Source organism: Marinagarivorans cellulosilyticus (assembly GCF_021655555.1).
GTDB classification, from domain to species: Bacteria; Pseudomonadota; Gammaproteobacteria; order Pseudomonadales; family Cellvibrionaceae; genus Marinagarivorans; species Marinagarivorans cellulosilyticus.
In genome coordinates this window covers 4,347,000-4,361,290 of the sequence record NZ_AP023086.1, presented here as the reverse complement: position 1 = coordinate 4,361,290, position 14,291 = coordinate 4,347,000, and the positions used below count along the sequence as shown (strand labels likewise).

Genomic DNA, 14,291 nt, shown 5'->3' with positions numbered 1-14,291 from the left:
TATAAAAATGATTAGGAGGGCATGATGCACTCACCGAATAGAAATGACGTGTTTAACGTATTTGAAAAATATGAAATTAGCGTTAAACAAAGGTTATGTAAATCTGATGTTCCATATTTGGGTTTGATTGACGGCCTGTTAGATGATGCGACGGCTTCGTTTATACAAAAAGCCTTAGTCCAATCTGGTGGGAAGTTGATCAACTTCGAAAAAGGCTTACGGATTTCCCCTTGTCTTTTTGTTGGGTATTTGGTGCGTACTATTAAGGCGAATCTAGGAAGTGATAATGCAGGTAGCGCCGTTTATGGTTGCATTAACTTGGCGATGGGGCGAAAGAAAGATGCGCCGCAAAATAATGAAGAGCGAAAGCAACTTTGGAAGGCTTTTTGCCACGCCTGTAAAAAGTTAGAGCTACCTCTTTCTAACCGACTTTATGGCGCAAACTATATGGTTGATGCTTACTTGGGTCAGGTGGGCGTAGCGGAGGCCTATATCGGCGATGTATATAATCGAATGGAAAAATACGCCCGCGAAAACGGATTGCCAGATGTAGACGATTTTGGTGCGCAACTGGAGTGGTACGATAGTTTTAAAAAATCCCCCAAAAATCGGTTTGGCAAAAGGACGCAGCGCGCCTTAATGATTGATAACCAAGGTTATTATTTATCTCAGTTTATAAATATGATCACGGGAGCCAAATCTGAAGATACAGTGCATGACCCTTCGAAGGTTAACGTGCAAAGTTTAGATAGTTACAAAATATGCGTACCTCCGGCCTTTATTTTTGATGGTGAAGAACTCTCTATAATACTGCCCTTTGAAGAGGGAGAGTCTTTATGGCAAGTCGAGATTAATGGTCAACTAGAAGAAGTGGATGTTAGGGGGCATGATAAAAATATTGCCCTAGATGATTTTGATATACGCGAAATAGTTTTGAGCCTGCCGAAATCGCAAAAAGTGAATATCGCATTATGGACGAGTGATATTAATAATCAGTTCGCGATTTTCAATTGTGATTCTAGTGCCTTTGTTGGGCGGTTTGATTTATCCGAAGATGGGGTTTCACTCTCTCCGGGCCAATATCGAGTATTAAGTCGCTTTGCGGTAAGTAACAATTGGCTATCGCTTGAGGAGGCTTACCAAGATGGTTTTTTTGTTGGCGAGTTTGAGTTAAAAGCGGGGCAAACTTGCGAGCTTAAGCGCGGCCCAGTATCGTTTAATATATGTGCGCACAGTGAAGCTAGAATGACCTTCGAGGGTGGTGAGGTTGTACCCTATTCGGGTAAGTCGTTTTATGCGTCGAAGAATCTCATATTGATGATCGAGCTGCCTACAGAGTGGATGCGGTCTCAGAGTGAATACGAATTAGAACTAAGTGCTGGGAGTTTAGGAGAGCGCCGGACGTTACCGGTATCTGTTGGCGGTGACGGGAAGATTATAAGTGATCTCTGCTTTGAACAGTTAGGCTGGTCCCCCGGTATGGCCCGTGTTAGGGCGGTCTTGCGCAAAAAAAATGAACGTCGAGAATTAGTTAAGAAAAGTGCATTGGTGTGGCTTGGCCTGGAATCTTTAGACCACGGTTTCAATTTGGATGTCAGTGCGACGCCTACCAATATCAACGCCGACTATTCAAAGAATGTACGTAAAGAGAATGAAAAATTAGTACCGGTCGATCGAGACGTTCAATTTGTCGAGTTATCATTTGATATAGCCGCAAAGCGTAGCCAGCGATTTACTTTTGCACTGCTAGGAACGTTTGTGTATTTGAGTGATTTGGAGGAGGGCTTTCGAAAGGAGACACTCTTACCATTGGGGAGCACGCTTTCATCCAATTACACTGATACTCGACGGGTGCGAATATTTTCAACTGAAGAGGGTTGCTTAGAAATTGGTGGTCATACAGTCCACGAAAGTTTTTCAAGAAAACCTTGGTGTAAGCCAAGTATCGCTGCGTTGTTAGATAAAATTGAAAGCGATGCAAATACATTAGTCTTGAAAACTCCTAATTATACCCTTCCTATTTTAAAGCTTGTTGCTCCTCATTACGTGGACCAATGGTCAATAGTCGTTAAATCGAGAGGCTTGGATGTATCGTTTAGATCTCCAGCTGGTATTGATTCGTTCGTTGTCGATGCAACTAACTTAATAACCTTGAGTCAGCATAAGCAAATATTGTCTACACATAGCGGAGAGTGCATAGGCCGTAAGGGCGAAATTGCTGGGCTATTAGTTAATCAAGACAGTGGTGACCACTCCCAATTGCTTACCTTAAATGTTGATGAATTGGACGATGGAGCTTGGTTTATTCGGTTTGATTCTTCCATTAAGGGTAAGTGGGGGAGTATTACAAATACACGTAAAGATCACTATGGTCTGGGTGTTGTTGTAGAACGTGGACGTATCGTTAGCTTTAGTTCAAGCCTTTTTTCGGATATTCGTGATCTAACTCAGGTGAAAAAACGAGAGTTATTTCTTTTTGTCAATTCAGAACTAAAAAAATGCTACGAGCATAGCTGTTGGAACACTCTGGACTGGATTAAAGGGATTTGGTGTTACTTGATTCGGGATAAAGATGTTGTAAATGATGAAAAAGTTAGTCAAATACTTTCACACGCGGAGTTTATTCCTAGCGATGTTGATTCTTCTTCCTGGGTTCCCCAGGTACATATGGGAGCGTTTAACTTAGATCTCTATACTCGACAATCAAACTATTACAGACAGGTAGATGTTAAGAATTCGGTTAGCTTACGTTGTTTAAAGTTAATGGGTGAAGCGAAAAAGACGCTTTCTCTATGTTTGAAAAGTGAATTGATTGCTGATTCGGTGGTAGTGGCCTTCGAGAATCGAAAAGCGGTAATGGAGGATGGCGCTGAGCCTAAGGCACTCGATGTAGGGATTTTGGCTATCATGCTTCCTTCGGTGTTCAACGATACAATTTGGGGCGATATTTGTTCGGGCGAATTTATTCCTGCATTCGGTGATATGTTGGGCGGTGCGCATCTAGCGTACAGTCAGTATATGTTTGTAGCTAATGCTAGACGGGCGCAAGGTGGCAATGAATTTAACCGCCCGGCGCATAATAATATGATTTTTCGGTTTGCTGGTGATAAAAAAGATGCCTTGCCGTTATTAGTGCCTGATAGTTTTTTTGAAAGTGAAACAGAGAAAGAGTTGCTGGAATCGATTTGTTACTTTAGTTCTGTATTAGCACAGTCTTGTAGAGCCTCAGCGTGGACTGGAGAGGAGTTTACGTCGCTTCTTGCACAATTAAGCGAAAATCTATTAGGGGACAATACAAAGCTAGAAGGTATATTAAGTTATTACTTCGGTGTGGGTGGTGATTTGTTTCATTACTATTTGTTGCTGTGGGATGTGCATTTTTTATCGAGAGTTAGCGTTAATAATAAAGAGGGAGTCTGTGTAGATGTCTGAAGCCAATCCGTTAGTGTTAAAGGGTAATCTAGAAGATACATTACGCCGATACATAGCAACTACTGTACCTATACATTCTCGCTATTCGGGTTTGTCAGAGTCTTTTTGGCAGGCTTTAGGGGCCGAGTCGTTAGTTAAAGGCCCATATATTGAAACCATGCCGGATTTTGAAAAAGGTAGGCCGTTAGCTGAGCTTTTGAAGTGTAATGGCGGGTTTATGCATGATGGCTTGGCTGGAGTGGGCGAAAAGATACTTGATCGTAAATTACACCTTCATCAAGATTTGGCGCTTACCGAGGCGTGTTTGAATAAGGAAAATCTCGTTGTAGCGACAGGTACAGGCTCCGGTAAAACAGAAACATTTTTATACCCTCTGGTTGATCTTCTTTTGAATGATCCGAATTTTGATGATCCTGGGGTTAGAGCTATTCTAGTGTACCCAATGAATGCATTGGCGAACGATCAATTGTATTTTCGTATAGCTCCGTTGCTAGGTAAGGATCTAAAGGATCACCAAATTCCTTTTGGTAGATTTACTGGCCAAACAAAGAAAGGTGTATCTCGGGAGCTAGTGGAAAATGAAATGCTAGAAAACTCTAAGCTCTACGATGAGTTTGGGGAAACTGGTATTCCGCGAAATTGGTTGTTGACCAGAGAAGAGATGCTAGATAAACCACCAAAGGTTTTAGTGACAAACTACGCGATGCTAGAGCATTTACTTTTACTGCCGAGTAATTCCGGCCTGTTTAGGGGGAGTAATTTACAAGCATTGGTTTTAGACGAAGTCCATACATATAACGGCGCTCAAGCAACAGAAGTTGCGATGTTGTTACGTAAGCTTAAAAATCGTGTCGGTGTTGATGGCTCAGTTCAGTATTTCGCCACCAGTGCTAGTTTAGGGAGTTCCCCTGAATCTGAAGTTAAGCTCAAAGAATTTGCATCGAATCTCTTTGGTGAAAAATCGCCTAAAGTGATCCGTGGTAAACGAGAAGCTCACGCAGATCTAATGACTCGGGCGGGGAGTAAGTTTTCTTTGGATTGTGAACAGTGGAAGTCGCTTGGCGAAGCAATGCACTTGTTCTTGCAAGAAAATAAATTATCTGAAGATCAGATTGGTTTTAATTTTTCGGATTGTATAGAAAGGTGCGGTGTTAATCTACAGTCTGTTTTGCCTGAAGATACACTGAATGAAATATGTGATTCTGGCTCCAAGAAGGAATTGGAAAAATGTATTTTTAAATGTTTTATAGATAATGCTGAGTTATGTAAAGCCGCAGATACTTTACAGCAAGGCGTTATACATTTTGAACATTTGGCTGAAGCTATCTTTCCTCAAAGTATTTTAACCGATCGGATTAGTGCGTTAACGGGAATAGTTCAAATAGGCATGTTTGCCAAGTCTGATGTAAACGGGTTTCCGTTATTACCTTGTCGTCATCATATTATGGCTGGGGCGATTGAGGGAGCATGTGTATTACCTGCAAATTCAAGTGAAGGCTACTCTGATTTGAAGTTGCGAACACATAAAGAAACTTCGGCAGGGGTCTTTTATCCTCTGCTAACGTGCCGGCAGTGTGGGCAACCCTATCTTGAAGGTTATGTACATAACGGCAAGTTGCACAATAGATACCCAACGATACAAGGGGCTGCACAGCGCAGAGTTTACTGGCTGGGTCAACCGACAAGCGGGTTTGTCTATGACGAAGATGACGAAGCAGATCATGGAGGTAATATTAAATGGAAGAGCATTCGCATTGATCCTTTAACCGGATTGTTACTTGACGAGGGTGGTGTTGAGCTGTTTGAGGTTGATACCAATGAGGATGAGCATGACAGAAAGCACTATTTGAAAAATTGTGCCGCGTGTAATGCTCACGCATCGGGTGCAAACGCTGAAATCATCAGTCGTTTTTACCCTGGAAATGAATCTCTATCTAGCGTTATTACACAAAAAGTTCTTGAGGCACTTCCCGCGCAAACGGTTGACCAACGTCCGGCTTCAGGTCGAAAGTTATTGACGTTTTCTGACAATCGCCAAGACGCTGCTTTTTTTGCGCCCTATTTTGAACGAACAGGAAATGATTTCGCACATAGGTCAGCCGTGATTGAGGCTTTGAGTGAAGATGATATAGCACTTCCATTTGACACTGTAGCAAATAAAGTTCGTGCTATTTGGCAAAAGCGCAATAGCTTCTCTTATCCCGATTCAAATGGCGAGTCACGTGAATATTATGAAGATGTAAAGGATTTATTGACGGGACGTATAGTCGCAGAGTTTTGCACTCCACCCGGACGCCGAGTATCCATTGAATCACTGGGCTTGGTTGCGGTTACGTACAAGGAGAGGCCTCTAGCGGCTATTGTTAGAGCTCTTACAAAACAGTTTTCGAGTATAGCTAGTAAAGACGAGTTAAATTCTATTTGTCATATATTTCTTGAGCACATAAGGCGTAGTAAGTGTATTACCAATATCCCGAATGATCCTGACCCCAATAGTACGCTTATCTGGGGGGAGCGTTATACGGGTATAAAGGTGTTTGAATTCGAGCGGTCGGGCGCTGGTTCAAAGGCAGATTTTTCCTGGGTCACAAAATTGGGCTCTAAACGATTCAATAGGCGAACATGGTACCTAACAAAACAGTTGGGTTGGGCTCCTGATGTTTGCGCCGAATTTATGCAGGAATTTTGGAGCCTGTTACTTAAAACGAAATTGTTGTTGAATGCCGGTTCGGGCCGAGCGCTTGATGCGTCAGCAATTGTTATCAAAAACTCAGCAATGGAAACGATCTATAAGTGTTCATCATGCGGACTTAAGCAGCATTATGTTGTTAAAGACAAATGTACCGCATTTGGGTGTATTGGAGATGTTACCCCATGTAATTCCGAAGATAGGAGCCCGAATAGAAATCATTATATTCATTCTTATACTTTGGCGGAATCAAATATAGTTAGTGCGAGGGAGCATACAGCGTCTCTTTCTACGGATCTTCGTGAAAAAATAGAATCACATTTTTTCGATTCAAAAGTTAACGTCTTAAGTTGTACAACAACAATGGAGGTAGGGGTTGATCTTGGGGAGCTAGAGGCAGTTGTTAATTTGAACGTGCCGCCCGGTGTTGCGAATTATCAGCAGAGGACTGGACGTGCAGGGCGCAGAGCGCAAGCTGCGCCTTTTTGCGTGACAATCGCAAGAAATTCACATTACGATAGAGTTGTATTTTCAAATTTTAAGTCTTATCTAGCGAAGCAGGCAACGGACCCTGTTGTGTGTTTAACAAACGCTACGATAATTCAGAGGCATCAATTGTCAATTTTGTTAGCTGGTTTTTTAGAGGAATCTATTACACTAGATCGATTGCGAGCTCCAACATTATTTGATTTGTTTGGCGAAGATATTGTTGATGGTTTTTCTTTTGCTTTTAGGAAAAAGGTGCAGCATTGGTTGGAATCTGAATCCGGTAAGGAGTCATTGGGTGAAGCGGAAAGGCTCATTAACATGATTCCCGAAAATGACAGGGCGAGCGTTAAGCCTCAGTTACAGCCAATTATTGATTTGTTTGTCGAGGAAATGACTCTGTTCGCTGGTTTAAGTGAAGAGCGCTGTGTTAAGTATCAACAAAAAATGGCAATCGCGAGAAAAGAATTTGATGAGGGGAATGAAAACTCCATTAAAGTGTATTCCCGATGGAAGGAGCAAAAAGATAACTATTTGGGGCAGTTTTTAGTTTCGAAACTTTCTGAAAAAGGGCTTATCCCTACCTATAGCTTTCCAATTCACTCGTTAACATTGGAAGTTACTAAGGAGACTAAAAAGTTCGGTAATCAATACTTAAAGTCTGATATCGAACTTGTTCGTGACGCTTCGATGGGGATTTCTGAATATGCGCCAGGTTCTGAAGTTATAGCGAATGGTCGAATATGGCGCAGTGCTGGGTTAGCATACTCTCCTCGTGATTTTATGCCTACGCAAGTCGTTTCAATATGTAGAAATTGTTCACATGCCAATATAGCCGACGATAGGGAAGATCAAGCTGTTGAATGTGAAAATTGTAAACACAGAATTACCGAATCTGCTGTTTCTTTTTTAAAGCCCAAGGGCTTTGTGACAGCCTTTAAAGAATCTAAGGGGAAGGATCCTTCCACGACAAGGAAAAGATCTGTACAAGCGGATGAGGCGAAGCTGATAGTTATCCCGCCATTTGAACGCTACGTTGATACCGATCACTCATTGGTAAAGAAAACCTTTATGGCGGCTTACGCGGATGACGAGATTGACGGTAGACTTTTTGTGTTGAACCAAGGGGTTGGCAAGTTGGGATATTGGCGTTGCTCTTATTGTAACCATATGGAGCAGGCTGAATCAACTAGGCCGCCGCGTGAGCATGAAATGCCAGATAGTGGCCGAAAATGTAATCAGAGGCTAGAAAAAACCGCTTTAGCTCACGAGTTTAATACGGATGTTCTATTGTACCGTTTAAATCAACGTATAGAGTTACCCCCAAATATTTCGGCTGATGAGGCTTTGGAGCTTCGCAATGGTGTGGCTACTACACTGGCAGAAGTACTTAGGATGGCTATTGTAAAAACGTTAGAAATCCCTCCGTCGGAAATCCGGAGTTCTCACCGAACAGAGGGTGGTTATTTAACGCTTATTGCATATGACGGTGTTCCTGGTGGCGCTGGTTATGTACGACGTATTTTTGAGGGCACAACATTTAACGCACTGTTAAATCAAATGCTTGAAGACCTTACCTGCGCAAAGGATTGTGATAGTGGATGTATAAATTGTATATGTGATTATTCTAATCAACGACATTGGGATAGTTTTAAACGATGTGAAGCAATTCTTTTCGTTAAAAAACTGCTGGCAGACACTGATTTAAAGCACCCCATTCAAAAAGTTGGGGGTATATATTCAGCACAGGTAAGTATGGCCTCGTTGATTGAACAGTGGTCAAAGTACGAGAGTGTCTTGTTTTCACTTCCTCACTTAGTTGATGATAAATTTGAGAACTCAATTCAAGTCGGGTGGCTATTAAACCTTCTTAGCAGTAATGTGAAGGTGTCCATATTATTGTTGAATAAATTGCCAGATAAATTTGATAAAACACCTTCTTTTTTACGTAAAGTTTTGGAACTTCTTCGGCCATATGTTGAACAAGGAAATCTCAGGATTTCTTTTGTATCTGAAGGGATAGATGAGTCAGACTTGTCATGTGTCCCTTTTGCTATGGGAAATTATGAATCACCTGAAGAAGGCTGCTTGTGGTTTGGTAGTGGGGGGTTCTCATGTTTGAATGTTGTTGAGTATTCTGATTCTGTATTTACTTTAAAACCAAATCAGTTTTCTACTGTTGTCGACAGAATATTAATTGACGTAGAAAAAAATGTTTACCCACTAGAGTATTTTACTTCTCGGTCTCCAGTTCAGGTGTTTAGGTATGATGCAGGTGAGGTGCGAAACTATGAGAATATTTTTGAATACCTCAAAGGAAAATATGTTGAACGATTGGAAATTCGAGATCCCTACGCGGCTACGCCTAATACTTCCCGATATTTGAAGCCCTTAATTGATTCAATATTGCAGTATGTCGAACACGTTGAAAGCTCCCAGATAGATTGTCGATTGCAAGATAGAAATGATGATTACCGCGTATACGAAAGATCTTTGAACGACATTTTGTCTCGCCAGTGTGGTCTTGCGAAGGTGTATGTAAAAGTATTCGATGTTCGGAAAAAGAAAGATTTCCATGATCGTAAAATCACGTTTACTTTGGTCGATCAACAGACTGGCGCACCTGAGACAGTCGTTTTCGAAATGAGTGGCGGTATTTCCAATTTGATGAATCGTGAGTATGAATCAACGGTAACAATGTATTGCGTCGATAAGTTCGGCGGTTAGTCATGTTGGCAGGTTAAAAGGGGTTGGTCGAAAGCCGATAACTATAATACTCTAATCGTTGGTTATAAGATTTTCCCAGTATTTACATAAGGTAGATGATGAGTGCTCTGGTCTCTCAGGGCGAGTAAAATCAGAAGGCAGGGTAATGAGCATACCAAAATACGACGATTTATTTAATGCGGCTTTAAAGTACCTTGATGTTAATGGTGTAACGCCTTGGCGCTCCATCGAGTTACCGCTGGCTAAAGAGTTTGCTTTGAGCGAGGAGGAGATCGGGCAGGAGTATGCCTCTGGCAATGGCACGGTTTTTTTAGATCGTTTGAGTTGGTGTTTAAGTTATTTGAAAAATACCGGTTTAGTGGATCGCCCCAAGCGCGGGATGTATGAAATTACCACCCTTGGCAGAACTTTTTTAGCTAAGCCAAACGATATTAAAAGCTATGTAAAAGACGCCATTAATCAGCGCGAAAAAGAGAAGCGCCAATTTACTGGATCGCCAATCCAGGCCACAACAGCCATCGGCACTCCCATACAAACCACACCCCATGAACAAATGCTGCAAGCCTTTGAAGAAATTCGTGAAGCCGAGTGCGAGCTAATTTTAGATACCATTTTAAGTAAAAACCCCTACGAGTTCGAAAAGCTGGTGGTAAAACTCCTCGAAAAAATGGGTTATGGCGGAAAAATTAAAGATGCAGGGCAAGTGACCAAAGCATCCGGCGATGGCGGTATAGATGGCGTCATTAAAGAAGACGTTTTAGGCTTAGGCAAAATCCATTTACAAGCCAAACGCTACCGCCGCGACATTACCGTAGGCCGCGAAGAAATCCAACGTTTCGTCGGCGCACTCGCCGTAGCCCAATCCAACAAAGGCGTTTTTATTACCACCTCTTCATTCACAAAACACGCCCTAGAATACAGCACCAGCCTAAACGGCAGCACCACCTTAGTATTAATCGACGGCGAAAAACTCGCAGAATTCATCTACGAATTCGGCCTAGGCATGCAAGCCGAGCAAACCCTAGTCATTAAAAAAATGGATTCCGATTTTTGGGATGATTTGGTTGATGATGTGAAAGTAGGGTGTTAAGAGAGAACCTTTATGTGCAATGAGAATAATGCGAACCAAGATGCGACTCAAACCGATAAAGTCAAGGGCGATGCGTATAGGGAAAGTGTTGTGAAAAGTGAAAAGGGTAGTCCTTCCTCATCAAGGTCATTAATTGGTTGGGTGAAAATATCGTCGATTCTTGCATTTTTGACAACATACTCGCATTTTTTTGGCTTCTCTTATTTGAAAGGGCAGTTAGAGCGAATGGGGTTTTATTCATCAGATGTTAATTTAATGGTGAATGAGTCGTTGCATTTGACTTCTTCTGGTGTTGCAGAAGGCGTTAAATTAATTATTGCCCACGCTTTAAATGACGAGGCACTGCTTAGAAATGGCACTTTAACTGCGGTTGCTTTAGCTCTAGCAGCGGCTTTTCTTTTATACGAGTCTGCAAGTAAAGGAGTCGCGCGGAGGGTTGTTGCAACGGTCCGACCTAATCTTTATTGGTTAAAATGGCTAAGAAGGCTTAAAGCCCCGGCGATTATTTTAATTGCAGGTGCAGCTGGGTTTGCCTTGCAAGTTATAGGTGGTCTTTTGATTGTTTTTATCTTTTCGTTTTTATGGTTTGGCCTTTCGCTGGGTAATCACTTAGGGCGAGCATCAGTTGAATCCTTAATGAACGAGGGCGTATGTAATCATGAGATTACTCTAGAGGCGATAGAGTGGTCTACTGTAAAGGGGGAAATTGTATTGTCTTGCGCCAGCATTACAGATGAGGGTAAAAAAGTGTATGGCCGTATTATTCATCAAGATGCCAAACAAATTTATTTTTTAACAAACGATGCTGCTTATCACCTTGATGCGCAAGGAAAAGTACTGTTTAAAAACCTTTACAAAACTCGTGCAAGAGATTATGAAAAGAACGATACACTAACAAAAACGTAGTGATAGTGTTGTGTGGTCCATGTTGTGCTCTTGGAGCACAGAAAGCTTGGTGGTAGTCATTTGGGCGTAGCATTTCGCACCGTGATTGATCCTAATCAATCGACTCTTTGCAAAGAGGGGTATCACGGCTAGGGGGAGTTACGCACGGTGTGCGTGAGTGTGACTACAAGCCATTTCAGATAATGAAAGCGACAAAACGATATAAGGGATTTACGATATTGAATTCTGGATGCAGAAGGTTTTTATTAAAGTAAATGGGTATATGACCAAAAACGGCTATGCCGAGCAGTGGGATGCTGCAATAAGTGAACGCTAATACCGGCTTTATTTTTCGCTGAATTAGTGGCCCATGATGACACTTGATTTAGGTAATAATGATGAAGTTTAATGAGTTAGATACGCTAAAAGCACAATACGATGCATTGCGTCCGTTACCAGAGCATACCGTTAAAAGCTTACATGAAAAGCTGGTTTTAGACTGGACATATAATTCTAATGCTATTGAAGGAAATACGCTGACGCTCAAAGAAACCAAGGTGGTGCTAGAAGGGATTACGGTGGGCGGCAAGTTAATGCGCGAGCATTTTGAGGCGATAAATCATAAGGAAGCCATCGACTTTGTTGAAGACATCGTGAGCCAAAAAGACCCTTTAAGCGAAAGTTTGATTAAATCCATCCATCATCTTGTGTTGAAGCAAATAGATGACAAAAATGCGGGAGCCTACAGGAAGCAAAATGTCCTAATTTCGGGCGCCGAACACCGCCCTCCCGAGCATTTTAAAGTTCCCGATGAAATTCAGCAACTCGTGGAAAGCTACAACAACAGTAACTTGCACCCTCTAGAGTCTGCTGCCCGCTTGCATGTGGACTTCGTAAAAATTCACCCGTTTATAGATGGAAATGGGCGAACCGCACGACTGCTGATGAATTTTGAATTAATGCGAAACGGCTTGTTACCCGTTGTTATTCAAGTAAAAGATCGATTGGCGTACTACGAGGCATTGGATACTGCCCATACCACAAATGACTACAGTTTGTTTATAGATATGGTTGCAAGCGAAGAGGTCGCCACCTTGAAAATGTGTCTTGAGTTGATAACCGGAGAATAGCAGTTCTGACTGCCGTTTTAGTGAGGGCTGAGCCTTTGATTGGCAATAGACAGACATAACTATACTGTTCAATGAAGGCCCGCTGGCTATTATTCGATAAGATGCGGCGTCAACGGTAGAGAGATGAATAACAAGGGGTAACCATGCCATCGCATATTCAGCTAGACATTGATGTATCCAGTACATTCTCGCTTGCAGCGCAGCAAAATGCTTACCCGTTGCTTAAGACCTTCAAGCTTGAGTATGCAGTGCCTTCCGAAGAAGAGCCCGACGGTGAGAATAGCGCTGAGGGGCAACAGCGCAAGCCGACACTCAAGCCCTTTAACACTTTAAAAGTGGTGCTGGAGGAGATACCGGGTTGGTTGGCCGAGGTGGAATGGATGGTGGATTCACTCGAGCCGCAGCAAATACTCAGCCTGCCAAAAAAGGATTTAAAGCTGCCATTCGACAAGCTATTTGGAATGACTGAGGAGCTAACGCTCGAGCTGAATTTCCAAGTGCTTCGCGATGACGGCACCTTGTTAACCGCAAAAACCGTACCGCTGGCGATTTTACCGGCCAACTATTGGGGTGGTGAAAGCCGCCAGCCAGACTTGCTAGCAGCTTTTGTTAAGCCCAACGGCGTGTATGTTGAGTCATTGCTGCGAGATGCGACTGCGGTGCTGGAGCGCGCTGGACAGGGTCGTTCGATTGATGGTTACCAATCCAATACCCGCGACAAACCCTACATGATGCTGGCGGCGCTGTGGAACGTGATTGTGAACCAGCAGTTGGCGTATGTGTCACCCCCAGTTGGGTTTGCGCGCCAAGGGCAGCGCATTCGCCTAGCGGCGGATATTAGCACCGGTAAAATTGCGGCCTGCTTGGATACCTCCTTACTGTTTGCCAGTTGTATTGAGGCCATGGGTTTGAATGCCGTTGTGGCTTTAACCCAGGGGCATGCCTTTGCAGGCGCGTGGCTTATTGATGAGCGTTTACCGGTATTAACCAACGATGACCCGATGGATATTCGCAAGCGCGTGGATAACCGCGATATGGTGCTGTTTGAGACCACACTGGTGACCAACTCGCCACCAGTAACCTTTGAGCAAGCCAAGGAGCATGCGCGCAGCCTAATTACCGAAGAGAAAGAAAACGAATTTGTGTTTGTGATTGATATTGCGCAGGCGCGAGCACGGCAGATTAAACCGCTTTCTACGGTTGAGCCTAAGCGCGAAGAGATTTTTGCTAAGAGCACAGCGGTATTGCCATTGCCCGTTGTGCCACCGCTACCGCCGGTGCGGGCCGATGAGCGTGTGCAGCAAGACACCCCCGAAACGCGCATTGACACCTGGCAACGTAAGCTGCTGGATCTAACCAAGCGCAATAACTTGCTGAACTTTAAAGATCGTGCGGTAGCCATCAAGCTGTTTTGCCCAGACATCGCTGCGATGGAAGACGAGCTGGCCAACGGCGGTAGTTTCCGGTTTATTTCGGCACAAGAAAGTATTCACGGCAATGGAACGAGCTCGCTTACCCGGAGGCCCTAGGTCTAGCGCGACTCGCAAAAGAGAAAGCCCCGAAAGACCCAATTGATTTTATTTGCGACGAGTTGGGCCTTAAGCGGCGATCCCCCAAAACGCTAGCGGTATTTCAAAGTTGGGTCGGTGCTGTTTGCTAATGCGCGCGTGTAGGCTTCGATCCCTTTCCAGTTTGCAGGGCTACTTTGAATGTTTGGCTTGATAAAAAAAGGGTTGATGAAAGGGGTTAGGCTTGAGTGCGCGAATCGAAAGCAAGTTAAAAATAGGAACGACTTCGCTCTATCGCAGAGCGGTCAAAACTCAATAAAAATAAGTTGCGTAAGGTGCAAAAT

At 43.2% G+C, this 14,291-nt stretch carries 6 protein-coding genes; all 6 read left to right on the top strand.

Features of this window, described 5'->3' with window-relative positions:
• The first annotated feature begins 21 nt into the window (after window positions 1-21).
• Window positions 22-3,432 (top strand): hypothetical protein, encoded by a 3,411-nt coding sequence (locus MARGE09_RS17825; protein ID WP_236984283.1) that lies wholly within the window; start codon window positions 22-24, stop codon window positions 3,430-3,432.
• Window positions 3,425-9,334: a DEAD/DEAH box helicase gene (locus MARGE09_RS17820; protein ID WP_236984281.1), complete on the top strand. Its 5,910-nt coding sequence runs from the start codon at window positions 3,425-3,427 to the stop codon at window positions 9,332-9,334. The genes MARGE09_RS17825 and MARGE09_RS17820 overlap by 8 nt, the downstream gene beginning before the upstream one ends.
• Before the next feature lie 145 nt (window positions 9,335-9,479).
• On the top strand, window positions 9,480-10,424 hold the full coding sequence (locus MARGE09_RS17815; protein WP_236984279.1) for a restriction endonuclease: 945 nt from the start codon (window positions 9,480-9,482) through the stop codon (window positions 10,422-10,424).
• Window positions 10,425-10,514: 90 nt separating this feature from the next.
• Window positions 10,515-11,330 (top strand): hypothetical protein, encoded by an 816-nt coding sequence (locus MARGE09_RS17810; protein ID WP_236984277.1) that lies wholly within the window; start codon window positions 10,515-10,517, stop codon window positions 11,328-11,330.
• A gap of 374 nt (window positions 11,331-11,704) precedes the next feature.
• Complete coding sequence (locus MARGE09_RS17805) at window positions 11,705-12,439, top strand: Fic family protein (RefSeq protein ID WP_236984276.1); 735 nt, start codon at window positions 11,705-11,707, stop codon at window positions 12,437-12,439.
• 143 nt (window positions 12,440-12,582) lie between these two features.
• Window positions 12,583-13,968, top strand: coding sequence for a DUF4011 domain-containing protein (locus MARGE09_RS17800; protein ID WP_236984274.1), 1,386 nt, complete (start codon window positions 12,583-12,585; stop codon window positions 13,966-13,968).
• Window positions 13,969-14,291: the final 323 nt, after the last annotated feature.